Origin of the sequence: Geobacillus sp. PK12, assembly GCF_004123125.1 — a bacterium.
Taxonomy (GTDB): Bacteria; Bacillota; Bacilli; order Bacillales; family Anoxybacillaceae; genus Geobacillus; species Geobacillus zalihae.
Genome location: NZ_SDKL01000036.1, coordinates 58,806 through 78,858, shown reverse-complemented (window position 1 = coordinate 78,858; position 20,053 = coordinate 58,806). Strand labels below are relative to the sequence as shown.

Here is a 20,053-nt window from a genome sequence, read left to right as displayed (position 1 = left end):
TGCTTTTCGCTTTTGCCTGCAATCCGCGACTTTTGCCGGCCGCTATGGTAAGATGCTTAATGGACAGTGAATTTGATAATGGGGTGACGACTGTGAAAGTAGTGGTGACCGGGGGAGCGGGGTTTATCGGCAGCCACCTCGCGGCCCATCTCAGCAAGCAAGGATATGACGTAATAGCCGTCGACTGCTTTCATCCGTACTATTCGGCTGAACGGAAAGAGCGGCAGTTTCAGACACTCACCGGCGGTCGGGTGCCGCTTGTCCGCTTGGATTTGCTTGATGGGGAGCGAACGAAAAGGTGGCTGGTCGAGTTTCGCCCCGATGTCGTCTACCATTTGGCGGCGCTGCCGGGCGTGCCGTATTCCCTCGAGGAGCCGTTCGCGTATATCGATTATGACATCAAAGCGACGGTCAATGTGTTGGCGGCGGCGGGGGAAGCGGGAGTCAGCCATGTGCTGTTTGCTTCGTCGTCATCCGTCTATGGCGACCGCGGCAACGTGCCGCTGAAAGAAGAAATGGCTGATGGCCGCGTCGTGTCGCCGTATGCGGCGACGAAATACGGAGCGGAATCGTTTTGTCATGCCTATGCCCATTTGTATGGCTACCAAATGACGATTTTCCGCTATTTCACCGTTTACGGGCCGTGGGGTCGTCCGGATATGGCGATCGGCACGTTTTTGCGCCGATTGTTGGTGGGCGAGGAGATTGTCGTGTATGGCAAGGGGACGGCGCGCGATTATACGTACATCGATGATATTGTCGCCGGCATGGCCGCGGCGCTTCACCGCAGCGGCGGGCGAAGCGAAGTGTTCAACTTGGGCGCCGGGGCGCCCGTCACCATGGAGCAGCTGCTCGCTGAGTTGCGGAAGCACTTTCCCGATATGAAAATCGTGCACGCGCCGGAGCGGAAAGGCGATGTGAAAGCGACATGGGCGGACATCACAAAGGCGGAGCGGGCGTTTGGTTACAAGCCGAAGGTGGCGTTTGCCGAAGGGCTCGCCCGCACGGTGGCGTGGGCGCGCGAATATGAGCGGTAGGGCGGCCAAGGCGGGGCTGCAGGCCGCCGGGGTGGCCATGGTTGTTCTGTTTGGTTGGATGACGTATCGCTATTTTGACGGCCGTGCGTTGCTTCGGCATCTCGCCGGGCTGGCCCGCCATCCGGCGGATATGGCTGCCGCCGTTTTCGTGTATGGCGCGTCCTTTTGGCTGCGGGCATGGGCATGGAAGCAATATGTCGGGAAACCGATCGCCTTTGCCGTCTATTGGCGTGGGGTGTTGCTCAGCTTGTTGATCAATCATCTCGTCCCCGTCAAAATGGGCGATGCCGCCCGCGTCGCTGTGCTTGCCCGCCAGCCGGGTGTTTCCGCCGCTGAGGCGATCGAGTCGGTTGCGGTCATGCGGTTATTGGACATGGCGGTGCTGGGCGGTTTTGCGGCAGCGGGGGTGTATGTGTACATGCATCGGATTCCCGGCCTTCCGCTGGTGGGGGCGGCCGCTGCCGCAGGGGGGGCGCTTGTGCTCGTGATGTTTCGCCGTCCGCTCCGCCTCGAACGGTTATGGCGCCGATGGCGGACGGTGTTGCAGGGCCGCCGCGGCGCGGAGATCGCTGCGGCTGTGGCGGCGAGCTGGTTGTGTGAAGCGGCCGTCATTGGCGTGATCGCCAAAGCAGTCGGCATCCCGCTTTCCTTTGGACAGGCGGTGTGGGCAAACAGCGCGGCCGTTTCCGGCCAGATCGCCCAAGTCGTCCCCGGCGGGATCGGAACGTATGAGGCGGTGATGGCGTTTGCGTTGACCCGGCTCGGCGCACCATGGGAGAAAGCGTATGCGGCGGCAGTGTTGACCCATGCGTTTAAGTTTTTGTTTTCTTACGCCGCCGGGGCCATGGTATTGTTGCTTTGGCGGTCCGATTGGCAGATGGTGCGGGGTGTATGGAAAAAGGAAAGGGAGAGGCGATGAAAGAAGCGTCACGATTCGAAAAAATGGCGGCGCGCTGCTGGAATTTGCTGAATGAAGGAAAGCCGTTTACGCCGATTTTTGTCGCGGGAACGATGACGATCTACCATGCCGCTGATTGGATGGGCGGCTCATGGGGATGGATGCTTGGTCTGGCGGCGGCGCTGCCGCTGTTTGTCATCTACTATGTCTATGATTATCCGCTGTTTTTGCGCAATTATTTATGGATTCCTTACGTTGTGTTTCTCATCGTTTGGTCGTTTGCTGATGCGGCGCTGCTGCTGTTGGCGTCGGGGCTTTACTTTTTCTTTACCGTCTTTTTTTGGGGAACGCTCTATTACCATTTGCGCATCGGCACGTCATGGTGGAATTTCACCCGCTTTTGGAAGCTCGTGCTGAAAAACAGCGATTCGACGAGCGGCAACGCTCAAGAGCAGCTGCCGAAAGTCTTTCTCCTTTTATCTGTTTGGGAATATGCGTCGATCCAAGTGGAACGAGGGGCGGATTTGGCGCCGCTGTGCGGGGCGCTTTGGCTGTTTGCTGCTTTGGTGTGGCTGTTTTCATGGATTTTGCATCGGAATTTGTTCGACTGGCAGCCCGAGATCATTCCGACTTATACGAACAATGTGCCGAGTCCAACCGTGCCGATCAGTGACAAAGTGTATGTCATCGTGATTGATGGGATGCGCAAAGACCGGTTTGAAGCGGCCAACGCCCCGTTTTTGAAACGGCTGCGCGCGCAAGGGACGGAATTTGCGCAAATGGAGACCGTGTACCCGGCGCGTACGGTCGTTTGCTTTACATCGATGTTGACGGGCACGTATCCGTTTGAGCACGGGATTCGCTCGAATATGGTATGGAAGCTCGGAGCGAAAGTGGAAACGATCTTTGACTCGCTCCGCAAAGTAGGGAAAACAGGCCGCTTGCTTGGCATCGCTCATTTGGTCGATTCGTTCGGAGATGATGTCGAAACGGTGACGGCCGTCATGCCTAACGAACTAGCTGACCGCTATATTATCGAGCGGGCGAAACGCATTGTGGAAGAGCAGCACCCGGACTTGCTTGTCGTACAATTGATCGCCACCGACCAGACCGGCCATAGCCGCGGGGTGCTGTATGACGAGTATATTGAAAAAATTGAAGAAGCCGATGCGCTGATCGCCGAGTTTGTCGCCTGGCTTGAGGAGCGAGGCGAGCTTGAGCGCGCGACGCTGATCGTCTGCGCCGACCATGGCCAAGCGGATGGCATCGGCGGCCACGGCCATCTCGATGAAGGGGAGCGGTATGTGCCGTTTTTCATGTACGGTCCGGCGATTGAGGCAGGGAAACGGGTTGATGAGAAAAGAAGCCTCGTCTCGCTGGCGCCGACGATCGCCTATTTGCTTGGCGCGCCGTATCCAAGCCATAGCCGCGGCCCTGTTTTGATCGAAGCAATGCGGAAGGAGGAGAGCGATGAAACAGCAGCACGTCATCGTTTTTTTGCCGGCGCACAATGAGGAAGGGGCGATTGGGGACGTGATTCGCCGCATTCCGCGTCATTTCCATCCCGATGTAGAGGTCAGCGTCTTGGTCATTGATGACGGGTCGACCGACCGGACTGCTGAAGCGGCGCAAGAAGCGGGAGCCGATTACATTTGCCGCTGGCCGGAAAACCGCGGCCTCGGGGCGGCGGTGCGGCGAGGGCTCAAAGAGTGTGTCCGTCTTGGCGCGGATATCGGCGTGATGATCGATGCCGATAACGAATATCCGCCGGAACAAATTCCTGACCTTTTGGCGCCGATTTTCGCCGGTGAGGCCGACTATACGATCGGCTCGCGCTTCCTTGGCACGATTCGCGGCATGAAATGGCACCGCCGCCTCGGCAACTATGCCTTTACGTGGCTGCAGTCGCTCCTGCTCGGCCAGCGGCTGTACGACGGGCAATCCGGCATGCGCGCGTTTTCCCGCCAAGCGATGGAAGAGGCGGAAATCATCCACGATTACAATTACGCCCAAGTGTTGACGCTCAACTTAGTGCGCAAAGGGTTTCGACTAAAGGAAGTGCCGATCCGCTACCAAGTGCGGACGACCGGCCGTTCGTTCATCAAGTTCACCGCCTATATGACCGCGGTCATCCCGGCCATCTGGAAGGAAATGCGCCGCCCGGTAACAAAAGCGGTCATTGACCGAAAAGCGCATCTGCTTTCTTTGGAGCGGGAGCGCCATTGTTCGTGAGGCGGCCGCCTTGGGCCGCCGGCCATTTTTCCAATATTGACAATGATGGTGATAATGATTATCATTGATCTTGATGGAGGGGGATCAGAAACGTGAAAACATCCCGTTTCTTTTTTTACATAGCAGTGATCATTATTCTCAATCTCATTCCGCTGAAAGCGTTCGCCTATTCGTATGGAGATCCGAACAAAGAAGCGGTTGCTGAGGCGTATAAAGAGATGAAAGAAAAGTTGAACGAGCAGCCGCCGAACTTTGCCGCAGCGAAGGAAATTTTCGGAACCATAAAAGAAGAAATCGACATGCACATGGGGCCTGAGCCGTCCAAGGCGGTGCTTGCAGCCATCGAAGCGAAGGACCGCCAGGCGGTGATCAAAGACATGGAAAAAATTTTAGTGCTCAATATCGCCCGACGTTTGGACAATATTGAGGCGAACTTTGATCAGTACGACACGAGCAAGCGGCTGTTGGCGAAGGCGTTTGCGACGTATGAGGCGCTGTCGCCGATCATCCAAGGGAAAGACCCTGCGCTTGACAAACAGCTGCGCACCGAGTTTGACAAGGCGCTTCAGTCGCTTGGCAACCCGGGGCTGTTTGGCGTCGGCGAGAAAAAATCAGACATCGAAACGTTCAAGAAAAGCAAGGAAACCATTTTATCGGCGTTGCAAAAGCAATTTGGCCTCAAAAGCCTAAAAGTCGGCCATTTTTCGGAAAGCGCCACGGAAAAGCCGGATGCAGTGCAAAAGAAAGAGTGGACCGATTTGTCCGAGGCCAAAAACTGGATTCCGCTCATCGTCATCGCTGTGGTGATCATCGGGACTGTCTTGATTTACGCACGTCGCCGGAAGCGTGCTTAGTCTAAACTGAATGGGAGGCGGGGGCATGGAAGTTCAAGCGCTGCTTATCACGTTTCGTGAAGCGCTGGAAGCGCTGCTGATTGTCGGCATCATTACATCGTATTTGAAACGGGTCGGTCACCGTGAATACACGAAATATGTATGGCTTGGCGCCGCTCTTGCTGTGGCGGCGAGCGTCGGCGTCGCCATGTTGTTTCAGCTCGTCTTTACCGGTTTTGCGGCAATGGGAAGCGAGACGTATTTGAAAATCGGCATCATGGTCATTTCCGCGTTGCTCTTGACGCAAATGGTGTTCTGGATGGCCGAACATAGTCGGGACATGAAAAAAAGCGTGGAAGGGAAAATGGATCAGTTTGTCACCGCCGGCAATGTCGCCGGCATGGTCATCCACTCGTTTTTGGTCGTGCTGCGCGAAGGAGTGGAAACGGTCTTCTTCTTCGCCGCCATTACGCACGGCAACATCGGCGCGGCGATGCAAGGCTGGGGAGCGGCGACCGGGGTCGTCATTGCCGCTTTTGTCAGCTACTTCTTCTTTAAAGGGACGATGCGCATTCCGTTGAAGACGTTCTTTAAAGTGACTGGCGCGTTTATCGTCCTAATTGCCGCCGGACTGCTCGTGCAAGCCATTTCGATGATGCAGGACATCGGCCTCATCGGCAGCGTCATGCCGCACGTATACGATTTGACGTGGCTGCTTCCGGAACATCCGATCGATTACGAACATTACGTGCGCGACCATGGCGTCGCCCCTGTCTTTTCCGGCGAAGTCGGCGTCTTTTTAAAAGCGCTGTTCGGTTATTCTTCAATGCCGTCGCTTGAAGAAGTGTTGGCCTATATCGGCTACTTCGTCGTCGTGTATTTGTTGGTGGCGAGCCGCCGCGGTCAAAAGAAGGCCGTGGTTGAGAAGCCGGCGGTTGCCTCGTTGGAGGAACAAGCCAAAAACGTCATGTAACGTACAAGGACGCTGCGCCTTGTACGTTTTCTTTGGAGGGAAACACGGTGGACAAACGGTTGGGCGATGATCGCTTTTGGATGAGCTTTGGTGTCGGAATGGCTGCTTTGTTGGCCGGCGCCGGTTTGTATGGGGCGAACCCGTATGCGGCCTCGTGGGACGAAGTTGACTTTGCGCGGGCGTTGGAACGCTATGATTTATTGGCCATGCAGCCGCATTTCCCGGGCTATCCGTATTTGATTCTTGGCGGCATGGCAGTGCACGCTCTGGTCGCCAATCCGGCCAAAGCGCTTTCGATCTTGAATGTGCTCGTGTTGTTTTCCGCCGCCTTTCCCATCGTTTGGCTGCTCGCTCGCCATATGCCGCGTTCAGCGGCGCTATGGGCGGCGCTTTCGGTGCTTTCTTCAAGCTACGTGCTCCTTGCCGCCGCCAGACCGATGTCGGACGGCGCGGCGCTTGGCGTGCTTTGGTGGTACATATGGGCGGTGGAATGGGCGCGGCGGCGAACAACATGGATGGCGCAGCTTTGGCCGGCCGCGTTGTTCAGCATCCTCATGGGCATCCGTTTGTCTTATGCCCCGTTTGCCGCTGCGTTGTTGATCCTTTGGCATGAAGACTGGAAAACGCACCGCCGCCTCGGCCGCGTGGCGGCATCGCTGTTGGCGGCGGCCGCCTTTCAATTTGTTTGGGTGGCGGCGGTCGCGGCGACGGAAGGCGGCCTTTGGCCGTTTTTCAAGCTTGGCTGGGCGTTTGTCGTCGGTCATTTCAGCGACTGGGGGGGAACGGCGGCGGCGAGCCCGCTTCCATTTTGGGAGCGGGTGCGCCGCTTTGTCCTTGACAACTTTCTTTGGACCGGCATGGCCAGCCGAAATGCTTGGCTGCTGGCTGCCTATGCAGTGGTCGGCGCCATCGCCTGGCGCACTGGGCCGTTTCGGCTGCCGCGCCCGCTTGTCGTTTCCGCGTTGCTGTATGCTTTGTGGGCGCTTTTCGGACAAAACATTGACAAGCCGCGTCATCTCCTTCCGCTCGTTCACATTGCGCTCGTTTTCGTGTGGGGGCGCGTATTGGCTGCACCGCGATCATGGAAGCATGTGTTGGCGGCGGCGGTTGTGCTGCTGCAGGCTGCAATCGGCATCGGGCAGCTGTGCGAGCAGGCAAAGACGCCGCCGGCAGTGTATCAGCTTGCGGACGATTTGCGTGACAAACGGCAGCCGTTTGTGGTATATACGTGGGAAGAGACGCGCGTCCTAGACTATTTGAACGTGCCCTTTCCACATAAAGACGTGCTCCATTTTTCCTTCTTTTTGCAAGACAAAGAAAACTACCGCCATGCTGCGATATATATGACCAATCACGTTGTCCAAGGGTTCGAGGCTCAAGGGATCGATGTTTCCCGCCATGTGCGCAAAGTGAAAACGTATCGTTCCAGTCTGCTTGCTGATCCGGTGTATGGGACGATTACGCTGTACGAATGGGTGGATGGAGAGTGAGGTGATGGCCAATGAACGAGCGGCTGAAAGAAAAGCTGGCCGTGCTGCCGGAACAGCCGGGTTGCTATTTGATGAAAGACAAACACGGAACGGTCATTTACGTCGGCAAAGCGAAGTCGCTGAAAGCGCGCGTCCGCTCGTATTTCACCGGGACGCATGACGGCAAGACGCAGCGGCTTGTTGAGGAGATCGCCGATTTCGAATACATCGTCACCTCGTCAAACGCCGAGGCGCTCATTTTGGAGATGAATTTGATCAAAAAGCATGATCCGAAATACAACGTCATGCTGAAAGATGATAAAAGCTACCCGTTTATTAAAATCACCGCGGAAAAGCATCCGCGCCTGCTGATCACCCGCAAAGTGAAAAAAGACGGGGGCAAATATTTCGGCCCGTATCCAAACGTGCAGGCGGCGAACGAAACGAAAAAGCTGCTCGACCGCTTATATCCGCTCCGCAAATGTTCGACGCTGCCTTCGCGCGCCTGTTTGTATTACCATATGGGCCAATGCCTCGCCCCGTGCGTCCACCCGGTGTCGGACGAACAAAATAAGGCGATGGTTGAACAAATCGTCCGCTTTTTAAACGGCGGGTATGAAGACGTGAAGCGGGAGTTGGCCGAGAAAATGCACGAGGCGGCGGAAGCGCTCGAGTTTGAACGGGCGAAAGAATACCGCGATCAAATCGCAGCGATTGAGATGACGATGGAAAAGCAAAAAATGATGCTCAACGACTTCATCGACCGCGATGTATTCGGCTATGCGTACGACAAAGGCTGGATGTGCGTGCAAGTGTTTTTCCTCCGCCAAGGAAAGCTGATCGAGCGCGACGTGTCGATCTTCCCGCTTTACCAAGACCCGGATGAGGAAATGCTTACGTTTTTGGGTCAGTTTTATGCGAAAGCGCATCATTTGAAGCCAAAAGAAGTCGTCCTCCCGTCCGACATTGACGGCGAGCTCGCCCGCGAATTGCTCGGCGTTGCCGTCGTCCAGCCGAAAAAAGGGAAGAAAAAAGAGCTTGTTGAGCTGGCGAGCAAAAACGCGGCCATTGCTCTGAAAGAAAAATTTTATTTCATCGAGCGGGACGAAGAACGGACGATCAAAGCGGTCGAACGTCTCGGAGAGCGTCTTGGCATTCCGGCGCCGCGCCGCATCGAGGCGTTTGACAACTCGAACATTTACGGGGCCGATCCGGTCTCGGCGCTTGTCGTTTTCCTCGATGGCAAGCCGGCGAAAAAAGAATACCGGAAATATAAGGTGAAAACGGTCGCGGGGCCGAACGATTATGAAACGATGCGCGAAGTCGTGCGCCGCCGCTATACGCGCGTGTTGAAAGAAGGATTGCCGCTTCCCGATTTGATCATCATCGACGGCGGCAAAGGACACTTGTCGGCGGTGCGGGATGTGCTCGAAAACGAACTTGGACTGGATGTGCCGCTGGCTGGATTGGCGAAAGACGAAAAACATCGCACATCAGAGCTTTTGGCCGGCGACCCGCCGGATGTCGTGCCGCTTGACCGGCAAAGTCAAGAGTTTTATTTATTGCAGCGCATCCAGGATGAAGTGCATCGGTTTGCCGTTATGTTTCACCGAAAGACGCGGCAGAAAACGATGTTCCATTCCGTGCTTGATGACATTCCCGGCGTCGGGGAAAAGCGGAAAAAAGCGCTGTTAAACTATTTCGGATCAGTCAAAAAGATGAAAGAGGCGACCGTTGATGAGCTGCAACGGGCGAACATTCCACGGGCGGTGGCGGAGAAAATCTATGAAAAACTGCATGAATAATGGCTGAACGGACGCCCGTTTTGCGAGCGGACGCCCGTTCTTTGCATGTCATTCGATCGCCTGCTTCCGATCCCATTTCACCAAAATGCGCGCTTTGCCGTCCCGCTTTGGCGGCAGTTCGACCGCTTCGGTGACGAACCGCTTTTGTTGTTCGATTTGCTGGGCGAGAAATCCAGCCTCAAGCTGGAACGAGCAGCTGCCGTACAAGGAAAAGCGGGCGGCGATGATGGGGCCCGACAGCTCGATATAGAGTTCGTCGTTTCGCTCTTCGCCGGTTGATAGCTCCCCCCAGCCCGCCCGTTCAAAAAATACGGCGACGTCATCGAGCGTTCCGAGCGGGTAGCGCCGCGCCAGCTGTTTGCCGGCCCAGTACAGCAGCGAAGCGGCATCTTTGCCAAGCAGCTCGGGAAGAAGCGAATGGCGAAGCAGCTCAGTCCCGAAGGCGGAAAGCGCAATTGACCCAAACATTTGATATTGGTCCTCTAATGGTGGCTGTTTCATCGTTTTCCCCTCTTTCTATCCATTTCCCCATTATAGCTGAATTGCTGCCGGAGTGCATCCTCTTTCCTAAGGTGGCGCAACTATGAGAATGTTTGAACATTTTGTGTCAGTGTTTTCTTGACGCTTGTACAATGTGGGAGTACAATGAATGTGACAAGCGAATAGGGGAATGGAAGACGTTTCCGTTTCCGCATGGCGAGCGAGAGGGACATATTTTTTATTCAATTGAAGGGGGTTTACATAATGGCAGGGAATCGCGAGTTTTACTATCGCCGGCTCCATTCGCTGCTGGGGGTTGTTCCCGTCGGCATCTTTTTAGTGCAGCACTTGGTCGTCAACCATTTTGCGACCCGTGGGCCGGAAGCGTTTAACCGGGCGGCGGCGTTTATGGAAAACTTGCCGTTCCGCTATTTTCTTGAAATTTTTGTTATTTTTCTTCCATTGTTGTTCCACGCTGTATACGGCATTTATATCGCGTTTACAGCCAAATTCAACACTCGCCAGTACGGCTATTTCCGCAACTGGATGTTCATGCTTCAGCGGATCACCGGCATCATTACATTGATTTTTGTCGTCTGGCATGTGTATGAAACGCGGGTGCAGGCTGCATTCGGCGCCGAAGTGAACTACGACATGATGGCCAACATTGTCGACAATCCGTTTATGCTCGGATTTTATATTGTTGGAATCTTGTCCACGGTCTTTCACTTCGCCAACGGCTTATGGTCGTTCTGCGTCAGCTGGGGGTTGACGGTGTCCCCTCGTTCGCAGCAAGTATTTACGTACATTACGATGATCATTTTCATCGCGCTTTCCATTGTCGGCATTCGCGCCATCTTGGCGTTTGCGTAAGACAAGCGTTCCATTCCTAAGGAATGATTCAACGATGAACTGCTGCGTTGGCTCGTGACAAACGTGCTCTAGCCGTTCGCCGAACGATCGCTTGGTCGATGGCGGGCCGGCAAGGCAAAACGTGCGGCATGCAAGCAAAAGCAGCAATCTATTAGGGAGTGAGTAGCTATGAAAAAAGGGAAAATCATCGTTGTTGGCGGTGGGTTGGCCGGTTTGATGGCCACGATTAAAATCGCCGAAGCAGGAGTGCCTGTCGAACTGTTTTCGCTCGTTCCGGTAAAGCGTTCTCATTCCGTCTGTGCCCAAGGCGGCATTAACGGAGCGGTCAACACGAAAGGGGAAGGCGACTCGCCGTGGGAGCATTTTGACGACACCGTCTATGGCGGGGACTTCTTGGCGAACCAGCCTCCGGTCAAAGCGATGTGTGAAGCGGCGCCGGGGATCATTTACATGCTCGATCGGATGGGCGTCATGTTCAACCGGACGCCGGAAGGGTTGCTTGATTTCCGTCGTTTCGGGGGGACGCAGCATCACCGGACCGCCTATGCTGGAGCCACGACCGGGCAGCAAATTTTGTATGCACTTGATGAACAGGTGCGCCGCCATGAAGTGGCCGGGCTCGTCACGAAGTACGAGCATTGGGAGTTTTTAGGCGTCGTTTTGGATGACGAGCAAATTTGCCGCGGCATCGTCGCACAAGATTTGCGGTCCATGGAAATCAAAGCGTTTCCAGCCGATGCCGTCATTTTGGCGACCGGCGGCCCGGGGATCATTTTTGGGAAATCGACGAACTCGGTCATCAACACTGGTTCAGCGGCTTCGATCGCCTATCAGCAAGGCGTTTACTACGCGAACGGCGAGTTCATCCAAATTCACCCGACCGCGATCCCAGGCGATGACAAGCTTCGGTTGATGAGCGAATCGGCGCGCGGGGAAGGCGGACGCATTTGGACGTATAAGGACGGGAAACCGTGGTACTTCCTTGAGGAAAAATATCCGGCTTACGGAAACTTGGTGCCGCGCGACATCGCCGCCCGGGAAATTTTCCACGTCTGCGTCGATTTGAAGCTCGGCATCAACGGCGAAAACATGGTGTATTTGGATTTGTCACATAAAGATCCGAAAGAGTTGGATGTCAAGCTCGGCGGCATTATCGAAATTTACGAGAAGTTCATGGGCGAAGACCCGCGCAAAGTGCCAATGAAGGTGTTCCCGGCCGTTCACTACTCGATGGGCGGCTTATGGGTCGACTATGACCAAATGACGAACATCAAAGGGTTGTTTGCTGCCGGCGAGTGCGATTATTCGATTCACGGCGCGAACCGCCTCGGGGCAAACTCGCTTCTGTCGGCGATTTACGGCGGAATGGTCGCCGGCCCGAACGCCGTCCGCTACATCCGCGGTCTCGAGAAATCGGCCGATGCGATGCCGTCGACGTTATACGACAGCTATGTGAAACGGGAGCAAGAAAAGTGGGAAAACATTTTGGCGATGGACGGCACGGAAAACGCCTACGTGCTGCATAAAGAGCTCGGTGAATGGATGACGGCAAACGTGACGATCGTCCGCTACAACGACCGGCTGCTGAAGACCGATGAGAAAATTCAAGAGCTGATGGAGCGGTATAAAAACATCAGCGTCACCGATACGTCGAGATGGAGCAACCAAGGAGCGACGTTTATCCGCCAGCTGTACAACATGCTGCAGCTCGCCCGCGTCATTACGCTTGGCGCTTACTATCGCAATGAAAGCCGCGGCGCGCACTACAAGCCGGAGTTTCCGGAGCGCAACGACGAAGAATGGCTGAAAACGACGATGGCCCGCTACACGCCAGACGGTCCGGCGTTCCATTATGAAGACGTTGACGTCTCGTTGATTAAACCGCGCAAGCGCGACTACAGCAAAAAGAAAGAGGAAGTGAAGTAAGATGAGCGAGAACAAAACGGTTCGATTCATCATCACCCGTCAAGATCGTCCGGATTCTGCTCCGTATGAAGAGGAGTTTGTCATTCCGTACCGCCCGAACATGAACGTCATTTCGGCGCTCATGGAAATTCGCCGCAATCCGGTCAACGCCAAAGGGGAAAAAACGACGCCGGTCGCTTGGGAAATGAACTGTCTGGAAGAAGTATGCGGAGCCTGTTCGATGGTCATTAACGGCAAACCGCGCCAGGCGTGCGCCGCACTCATTGACAAACTCGAGCAGCCGATCCGCCTTGAGCCGATGCGCACATTCCCTGTCATCCGCGACTTGGTCATCGACCGGAGCCGGATGTTTGATGCGTTGAAGCGAGTGAAAGCATGGATTCCGATCGACGGAACGTACGACTTGGGCCCGGGGCCGCGCATGCCGGAGCGGAAGCGGCAATGGGCGTACGAGCTGTCCAAATGCATGACGTGCGGCGTCTGCCTGGAAGCGTGCCCGAACGTCAACAGCAAGTCGAACTTTATCGGCCCGGCGCCGCTGTCGCAAGTGCGGCTGTTTAACGCCCATCCGACCGGGGCGATGCATAAAGCCGAACGGTTGCGGGCGATTATGGGCGACGGCGGACTGGCCAACTGCGGCAACTCGCAAAACTGCGTGCAATCGTGCCCGAAGGGCATTCCGTTGACGACATCGATCGCGGCGTTAAACCGCGAAACGACGATTCAAATGTTCCGCGATTTCTTTGGCAGCGACGAAGTGTAGCGGCAGAATCAAAATCCCCTTCATTCGAACAGACATGAGGGGGATTTTTTGTTTTGCTGGACAAGCGGCAGCCAACCGTCTCCGGCGAATCGAAAGATAAAGAAGAAAAGGCTCTTCATCACAAAGTGTACTTGAAAAAGAAAGACGATCATGATAAAGAAAAACCAAAACAGCATTTTTTCCTTTTTATACCACACATCTCTTTGAACAACATTGCTATCATGTTTGTCTTTAAAAGTCATTTGGTGATGAACCGAAAAAAAAAGACCCATTTTTCTATTAGATAAGCAAATTTTCGTCACCGCCGCTCTTGCTCTCACATACGATATGGCGAGGAAATACCCATCCGGCAGTTCGGGCCCATTGAGAGCAAGGAGGGTTACAACCGTTGAAGGACAAATCATTTCAATCGAAGCCGCTTTTGACAAAAAGAGAAAAAGAAGTCTTCGAATTGCTCGTGCAAGACAAGACGACGAAAGAGATCGCCCAAGAGCTGTTTATCAGCGAGAAAACGGTCCGCAACCATATTTCGAATGCGATGCAAAAGCTTGGGGTCAAGGGGCGCTCGCAAGCTGTCATTGAATTGCTTCGAATGGGCGAACTTGAACTATAAACGATGCCGGCTTTCCTTGTTGGACAGCCGGCTGTTATGTTCCCTTGCGGCCGGACGAGGCTTGGCGCCCGTCCGGCCTTCGTCCGCGGCGGCCGCCGCATTTTTTTGTTGATTATCTTTGCCGGTGTTGTAAAATGAAAAGTAAGAATAGCTGTCGACGCAAGCCGCCGTTTGAGGCTGGCCGCGGAAACGATCAAGGAGAGATGGTATGCCGTCTGCGATGAATGAACAAACGGTCGCCGAGTTGGAAAAATTGCTTCGCTATATCGCCGCCAATTTGAAACAGCGCGGCCGTGAAATTTTAACCAACTATCCGATCACCCCACCGCAATTTGTCGCCCTGCAGTGGCTGCTTGAAGAAGGGGACTTGACGGTCGGCGAGTTATCGAACAAAATGTATTTGGCGTGCAGCACGACGACCGACTTGGTCGACCGTATGGAGCGGAACGGACTTGTCGCCAGAGTCCGCGATGAACACGACCGCCGCGTCGTCCGCATTCACTTGTTGGAAAAAGGCGAGCGCATCATTGAGGAAGTGATTGAAAAACGCCAGAGAGATTTAGCTAAAGTGTTGGAAAATTTTTCTGAAGAGGAAATCGTTCTCTTTGAGCGTTGTTTGCGCAAATTGCATCAAGAAATGACGAAAGAATGAGGCGATCACTTGGAAAGAGCAATTGGTGTCATTGACTCAGGAGTCGGCGGTTTGACCGTCGCCAAAGAAATTATGAGGCAGCTGCCGAAAGAACAAATTATTTACTTAGGCGACACCGCCCGTTGCCCGTACGGGCCGCGGCCGGTGGAAGAAGTCCGTCGATTTACGTGGCAAATGATTGATTACTTGCGGCAATATCCCTTGAAAATGCTTGTTATCGCCTGCAACACCGCGACGGCGGTCGCGCTTGACGACGTGCGGGCGAAGCTTGACATTCCTGTGCTTGGCGTTATTCATCCCGGCGCTCGCGCGGCCCTGAAAGCGACTAGGCGCGGGCACATCGGCGTCATCGGCACGATTGGCACGATCCGAAGCCGGGCGTATGAAAAGGCGCTTCAATCCATCAATCCGCGCGTCCAAGTCGAGAGCTTGGCCTGTCCGAAATTCGTTCCGCTTGTGGAAAGCGGCGACTTTGAAGGGCAGGAGGCGATGGCGATCGTCGCCGAATCGCTCGCTCCGCTCCGTCCGCTGCCGATCGATGTGCTGATTTTAGGCTGCACGCATTATCCGTTGCTCGCGCCGCTCATTCGCACGTATATGGGCAAACGCGTGAAGCTCATTTGCTCGGGCGGTGAGACGGCTCGTGAAGTGAGCGCGATTTTGCACCACAGCCAGCTCCTTTACACCGGCGAGCGCGAACCGGAGCATTTGTTTTTCACGACCGGGCCGAAAGAGCTGTTTGAAAAGATTTCCGGGAAGTGGTTTGGCAAGCCGATCGGCACGGTCGAAGCGATTCGGCTGTAACCAACCAATCCTTTAGCGTCCATGCGCTAAAGGATTTTTTTATTCTATTTTGGAAAACGGCTCGTATACATAGTAGTACAAACTACGAGTAGGAGGGAACGTCAATGAAACGGACGACTCAAATATGGGCGGCGCCGCTGCTCGCCTCGCTGTTGTTGCTTGGCGGCTGCGGTTTGTTTGGGCGAGATGAGGCGGTGAAGGAGATCGATCCGCCGCAAGAGACGAGTTATGTCAAAGACGGCCAAGCGCTTCAGGAAGCGACGGAAAGCCAAAAGGAAGGGAAAGAGAAAGCGAAGGCCACCGAGACGGTGAAAAGAGAGCTGTACTTGATTGACAAAAACGGCTTTGTCGTGCCGCAAACAGTGGAATTGCCGAAAACGCAGGCCGTGGCGAAACAAGTACTCGAATATTTGGTTGAAGACGGACCCGTGTCAGAAATGTTACCGAACGGCTTCCGCGCGGTCATTCCGGCCGGAACGACGGTGCTTGGCACAAAATTGGAAAAAGACGGAACGTTGATCGCTGACTTTTCGCCGGAATTTAAAAACTATAAGCCGGAGGACGAAAAACGAATTTTGCAGTCCATTACGTGGACATTGACGCAATTTGACAATATCAAGCGCGTCAAAATCCGCATCAACGGCTACGATCAAAACGTGATGCCGGTCAATAAAACGCCGATCCAAGATGGGGTAAGCCGCGCCGATGGCATCAATATGGAAGCGAACGGCGTGCCAGACATTACGAATACGCATCCGGTCACCGTTTATTTTGTCGCCCAACAAGGGAACAGCACATACTATGTGCCGGTGACACGGCGTGTGTCCAATAAGGAGAAAGATGATATTGCCGCGGCCGTCAACGAACTGATTCAAGGACCAGAGCAAGGGAGCGGGCTTGTCGGCGTCTTTCAGCCGGACGCGAAGCTTGTCGATGCCCCGAAATACGAGGATGGCAAAGTGACGCTCAACTTTAACGAAGGCATTTATGGAAGCAACAAGAAAAATGTCATTTCCGACGTCGTGTTGAATTCTCTCGTTTTGTCGCTCACGGAGCAAAAAGGAGTCGAAAGCGTGGCGATCACCGTCAATGGCAAAGCCAATCTTGTCACGGAAGATGGCAAGCCGCTCACCAAACCGGTCGCTCGGCCGCAAAACGTCAATACCGGGACATTTTAACCGGTTGGTGCTGACTGGCTGGAAACGAATAGGACGTTATGGTATAACAAAGAGGTGGAAACGTATTCTGCCTCTTTCTTTTTTTTCGCTAGGCGGAAAGAAATGCGGCGTCTGGCATTCCGTTGAAGATGGAGAAAAGGAGGACTCAGTTGATGAGAGCGGACGGACGAAGCAGTTGCGAGCTGCGCCCTGTACATATACACCCGCATTACATGAAGCACGCTGAAGGGTCGGTGCTCATTGAAATCGGCGACACGAAAGTCATTTGCACGGCGACGGTCGAAGAGAAAGTGCCGTCGTTTATGCGCGGCGGCGGCAAAGGATGGATTACGGCCGAATATGGGATGCTGCCGCGGGCGACAGAGCAGCGGAATGTGAGGGAAGCGAGCAAAGGAAAAGTGTCGGGGCGGACGATGGAAATTCAGCGCTTAATCGGCCGCGCGCTTCGCTCGGTTGTTGATCTTGAACAGCTTGGCGAGCGGACCATTTGGATCGATTGCGACGTCATTCAGGCGGATGGCGGAACGCGGACGGCGTCGATCACTGGTGCGTATGTGGCGCTTGTGTTGGCGCTTGCCAGACTGGTGGAAGAAGGGAAGCTCGAGGCGCTTCCGATCCGCGATTTTCTCGCCGCTACCTCGGTCGGCATCGATCCGGAGCATGGGGTGATTCTTGATTTAGATTACAACGAGGATGCGCGGGCGAAAGTGGATATGAACGTCGTCATGACCGGAGCCGGTCAATTTGTTGAGATTCAAGGAACCGGAGAGGAAGCAGTTTTTTCGCGCGCCGAGCTTGATGAATTGCTTGAAGCGGCGCAAATCGGCATCGAGCAGCTCATCGCCGTTCAGCGCCGCGCATTGGGCGAGTGGGCGGCGCGCATCGGCGAAAAAAAAGAAGCGGCAGAGGAGGACACAGAGTGAAGGAGATCGTCATCGCGACCAAAAACGCTGGCAAAGTGCGCGAGTTCGCCGCTTTGTTTGCCAAGCGGGGCGTCGAAGTGAAATCGTTGCTTGACTTTCCGGACGCTCCGGATGTCGCAGAAACGGGAAGCACGTTTGCGGACAATGCCGTGCTCAAAGCAGAAGCGGCGTCGCGGCGTCTAAAGCGGCCGGTGATCGCCGATGATTCCGGGCTCGTGGTCGATGCGCTCGGCGGCCGGCCGGGCGTTCATTCGGCCCGTTATGCCGGGGAAGATAAAAACGATGCACGCAACATCGCCAAGCTGCTTCGCGAGCTTGACGGGGTGCCGATGGAGCAGCGCACGGCTCGTTTTCATTGCGCGCTCGCCGTCGCGATCCCAGGGCGGCCGACCGCCGTTGTCGAAGCGACATGCGATGGTTATATCGCCGAAGTGCCGCGTGGGGAGGGGGGCTTTGGCTATGATCCAATCTTTTACCTTCCGGAGTGGGGAAAAACGATGGCGGAGCTTGCGCCGGAGGAAAAAAATCAAATCAGTCATCGCGCCAAGGCGCTGACGAAGCTCGATGAGCAGTGGGAGGAGATCGTCGGTGGAAAGGGGCGGACGGAATGAAGGCGGTGATTGTGAGCGACAGCCATGGGCTGACTGCCGAACTTGCTGAAATTGTCAACCGTCATCGCCATGAAGCGGATTTGTTTATCCATTGCGGTGACTCGGAGTTGGAGGTGGGGGCGGACGAGATCGCCCCGTTTGCCGTTGTGCGCGGCAACTGCGATTTCGCCGCGTTTCCTGCTGAGCGCATCGAAGAGGCAGGCGGCGTTCGGTTGTTTGTCACCCACGGCCATTTATACGGGGTGAAAACGTCGCTTTTGCGTTTATCCTATCGCGCGCAAGAAACAGGGGCTCACGTCGTTTGTTTCGGCCACTCGCATTTGGCCGGCGCCGAGCAAATGGATGGGCGGTTGTTCATCAACCCCGGCAGCATTGCTTTGCCGCGCGGAAGAAAAGAAAAAACGTACGCGGTGTTGACCATCGGCGGCGGGCGCGTGCATGTCCAATTTTATGAAGTGAATGGGCAGCCCGTTTCCGGAATGGAACGAACCTTTTCGATCTAAGCGGACAAAACGTCCGCTATTTTTTGTTTTTCGTCTTTGGCAGTTAGAGCGCGTCCGCTTTCTATGAGCCGCCAAGAAAGAAAAAATTTTTGAATCGGCAAAACCTTGATTCTATCATAATGTAAGCGCATTCAAATAGTTTGACCAATCGGAATTTTCGAAAAACGTTATTGACGGCGCAAAGGTTTCGGATTATTATAATTTTCAAATAAGAGAAACGACTCAATACAATGATCAAGCCGTTCAAAGCAACTGCTGACTGATCAAGGAAGAGGGGAACCGAAGTGGGCGAACAATGGATCTTTTTAAACGGAGAATTTGTGACAAAAGAAAACGCCAAAATTTCCGTGTATGACCATGGATTTTTGTATGGCGACGGGGTATTTGAAGGCATTCGTGTCTATAGCGGCAACGTATTCCGCCTCGAAGAACATATAGATCGGCTATACAATTCCGCGAAATCGATTTTGCTCGACATTCCGTACACGAAGGAAGAAATGATTGGCCACGTGCTCGAAACGATCCGCCGCAACGGCTATCAAGATGCGTACATCCGCCTGGTTGTTTCGCGCGGGGTCGGCGATTTAGGACTGGATCCGTACAAATGCAAAACGCCGCAAATCGTGATTATCGTCGAGCCGCTCGCGCTCTTCCCGAAGCATTTATATGAAACCGGCATCGAAGTGGTGACAGTGGCGACGCGCCGCAACCGCTCTGATGTGCTGAGCCCGAAAGTCAAATCGCTCAACTACCTAAACAATGTGCTTGTCAAAATCGAGGCGCATTTGGCGAACGTAAGCGAAGCGCTGATCTTAAACGATCAAGGCTATGTCGCGGAAGGTTCGGGAGACAATGTTTTCATCATCAAAAACGGCGTCATTTACACGCCGCCTGGGTATGTCGGGGCGCTTGAAGGCATTACGCGCCAAGCGATCATCGAAATCGCGGAGGATCTCGGCTATACGGTGAAAGAGGAGCCGTTTACCCGCCATGACGTCTATGTCGCGGATGAAGTGTTTTTGACGGGGACGGCGGCCGAAGTCATTTCGGTCATTAAAGTCGATGGCCGGACGATCGGCGACGGGACGCCGGGACCGCATACCAAGCGGTTGCTTGAAGAATTCCGCCGCCGCGTGGTCGTCGAAGGAGTAAAGGTGTATCCGACGAACGCCAATGTCGGTTGATCGTCCATGACAAGTGGATAGCGAAAAAGCGTTGACGAGGATAAGTAGTCAGCGGGGCCAACATCCACAGAGAGCCGGGGGAGCTGCGAACCGGTGATGTTGCCGCTTGATGAACTCACCTCTGAGCGCCAGCCTGAACGCCGGACGGCTAGTAGGGCTGGACGAGTGGAGACGCGCGCTTCACTCGTTACCAAAATGAGCGGCCGGCTTCGGCTGGCCGCTCCTGAGGCGGCCGTCACGGCCGTGAAGAAGGGTGGTACCGCGGAAAGGAAACCTTTTCGCCCCTTTGGCTGGAA

Annotated in this window: 21 protein-coding genes and 1 other annotated feature; of the genes, 20 read left to right on the top strand and 1 reads right to left on the bottom strand. The window is 54.7% G+C overall.

Annotated elements, in window-relative coordinates:
- Positions 1-92: 92 nt before the first annotated feature.
- The 8 genes from ETR37_RS12830 (at position 93) to uvrC (ending at position 9,247) form a co-directional block, all read left to right on the top strand.
- Positions 93-1,037, top strand: a complete 945-nt coding sequence (locus ETR37_RS12830) for an NAD-dependent epimerase/dehydratase family protein (RefSeq protein WP_129447347.1) — start codon at positions 93-95, stop codon at positions 1,035-1,037.
- Complete coding sequence (locus ETR37_RS12825; protein ID WP_033005937.1) at positions 1,027-1,956, top strand: lysylphosphatidylglycerol synthase transmembrane domain-containing protein; 930 nt, start codon at positions 1,027-1,029, stop codon at positions 1,954-1,956. Before ETR37_RS12830 ends, ETR37_RS12825 begins: the two co-directional genes overlap by 11 nt.
- Positions 1,953-3,449 (top strand): alkaline phosphatase family protein, encoded by a 1,497-nt coding sequence (locus ETR37_RS12820; protein ID WP_033005943.1) that lies wholly within the window; start codon positions 1,953-1,955, stop codon positions 3,447-3,449. Before ETR37_RS12825 ends, ETR37_RS12820 begins: the two co-directional genes overlap by 4 nt.
- Positions 3,406-4,167: a glycosyltransferase family 2 protein gene (locus ETR37_RS12815; protein WP_129447346.1), complete on the top strand. Its 762-nt coding sequence runs from the start codon at positions 3,406-3,408 to the stop codon at positions 4,165-4,167. Before ETR37_RS12820 ends, ETR37_RS12815 begins: the two co-directional genes overlap by 44 nt.
- Positions 4,168-4,259: 92 nt before the next feature.
- A complete protein-coding gene (locus ETR37_RS12810) occupies positions 4,260-5,021 on the top strand; it encodes a hypothetical protein (RefSeq protein WP_015375544.1) in 762 nt (253 codons plus the stop codon).
- Positions 5,022-5,046: 25 nt separating this feature from the next.
- On the top strand, positions 5,047-5,973 hold the full coding sequence (locus tag ETR37_RS12805; RefSeq protein WP_015375543.1) for an FTR1 family iron permease: 927 nt from the start codon (positions 5,047-5,049) through the stop codon (positions 5,971-5,973).
- Positions 5,974-6,020: 47 nt separating this feature from the next.
- Positions 6,021-7,463, top strand: coding sequence for a hypothetical protein (locus ETR37_RS12800; RefSeq protein ID WP_015375542.1), 1,443 nt, complete (start codon positions 6,021-6,023; stop codon positions 7,461-7,463).
- Between the two features lie 11 nt (positions 7,464-7,474).
- Positions 7,475-9,247 carry an excinuclease ABC subunit UvrC gene (uvrC, locus tag ETR37_RS12795; protein WP_020755563.1) on the top strand — a complete coding sequence of 591 codons (1,773 nt, stop codon included), beginning with the start codon at positions 7,475-7,477 and terminating at the stop codon, positions 9,245-9,247.
- Between the two features lie 48 nt (positions 9,248-9,295).
- Here the strand turns inward: uvrC and ETR37_RS12790 are convergent, their stop codons facing one another.
- A complete protein-coding gene (locus ETR37_RS12790) occupies positions 9,296-9,748 on the bottom strand; it encodes a YslB family protein (protein WP_014196467.1) in 453 nt (150 codons plus the stop codon).
- 243 nt (positions 9,749-9,991) lie between these two features.
- Here ETR37_RS12790 and ETR37_RS12785 point away from each other — a divergent pair, with 243 nt between their 5' ends.
- The 12 genes from ETR37_RS12785 (at position 9,992) to ilvE (ending at position 19,757) form a co-directional block, all read left to right on the top strand.
- Positions 9,992-10,600: a succinate dehydrogenase cytochrome b558 subunit gene (locus tag ETR37_RS12785; RefSeq protein ID WP_011232147.1), complete on the top strand. Its 609-nt coding sequence runs from the start codon at positions 9,992-9,994 to the stop codon at positions 10,598-10,600.
- Between the two features lie 168 nt (positions 10,601-10,768).
- The gene (gene sdhA, locus ETR37_RS12780; protein WP_015375539.1) at positions 10,769-12,526 is read left to right on the top strand and encodes a succinate dehydrogenase flavoprotein subunit; all 1,758 of its coding nucleotides are present in this window, start codon (positions 10,769-10,771) and stop codon (positions 12,524-12,526) included.
- A gap of 1 nt (position 12,527) precedes the next feature.
- Positions 12,528-13,289 (top strand): succinate dehydrogenase iron-sulfur subunit, encoded by a 762-nt coding sequence (gene sdhB / locus ETR37_RS12775; protein WP_015375538.1) that lies wholly within the window; start codon positions 12,528-12,530, stop codon positions 13,287-13,289.
- A 53-nt stretch (positions 13,290-13,342) separates the two neighbouring features.
- Positions 13,343-13,576: a hypothetical protein gene (locus tag ETR37_RS12770; RefSeq protein WP_060788003.1), complete on the top strand. Its 234-nt coding sequence runs from the start codon at positions 13,343-13,345 to the stop codon at positions 13,574-13,576.
- Positions 13,577-13,677: 101 nt separating this feature from the next.
- Positions 13,678-13,902 (top strand): helix-turn-helix domain-containing protein, encoded by a 225-nt coding sequence (locus tag ETR37_RS12765; RefSeq protein ID WP_020754265.1) that lies wholly within the window; start codon positions 13,678-13,680, stop codon positions 13,900-13,902.
- Between the two features lie 208 nt (positions 13,903-14,110).
- Positions 14,111-14,554 (top strand): MarR family winged helix-turn-helix transcriptional regulator, encoded by a 444-nt coding sequence (locus ETR37_RS12760; RefSeq protein WP_015375537.1) that lies wholly within the window; start codon positions 14,111-14,113, stop codon positions 14,552-14,554.
- Positions 14,555-14,563: 9 nt separating this feature from the next.
- On the top strand, positions 14,564-15,358 hold the full coding sequence (gene racE / locus ETR37_RS12755; RefSeq protein WP_011232143.1) for a glutamate racemase: 795 nt from the start codon (positions 14,564-14,566) through the stop codon (positions 15,356-15,358).
- A 104-nt stretch (positions 15,359-15,462) separates the two neighbouring features.
- Positions 15,463-16,536 carry a GerMN domain-containing protein gene (locus ETR37_RS12750; protein WP_015375536.1) on the top strand — a complete coding sequence of 358 codons (1,074 nt, stop codon included), beginning with the start codon at positions 15,463-15,465 and terminating at the stop codon, positions 16,534-16,536.
- Between the two features lie 152 nt (positions 16,537-16,688).
- Complete coding sequence (gene rph / locus ETR37_RS12745; protein WP_015375535.1) at positions 16,689-17,459, top strand: ribonuclease PH; 771 nt, start codon at positions 16,689-16,691, stop codon at positions 17,457-17,459.
- Positions 17,456-18,070, top strand: coding sequence for an XTP/dITP diphosphatase (locus ETR37_RS12740; protein ID WP_015375534.1), 615 nt, complete (start codon positions 17,456-17,458; stop codon positions 18,068-18,070). The genes rph and ETR37_RS12740 overlap by 4 nt, the downstream gene beginning before the upstream one ends.
- Complete coding sequence (locus ETR37_RS12735; RefSeq protein ID WP_033004987.1) at positions 18,067-18,573, top strand: metallophosphoesterase family protein; 507 nt, start codon at positions 18,067-18,069, stop codon at positions 18,571-18,573. Before ETR37_RS12740 ends, ETR37_RS12735 begins: the two co-directional genes overlap by 4 nt.
- Before the next feature lie 284 nt (positions 18,574-18,857).
- A complete protein-coding gene (gene ilvE / locus ETR37_RS12730) occupies positions 18,858-19,757 on the top strand; it encodes a branched-chain-amino-acid transaminase (protein WP_011232138.1) in 900 nt (299 codons plus the stop codon).
- Positions 19,758-19,779: 22 nt separating this feature from the next.
- Positions 19,780-20,046: a binding site (T-box leader), on the top strand.
- The last annotated feature ends 7 nt before the right edge of the window (positions 20,047-20,053 follow it).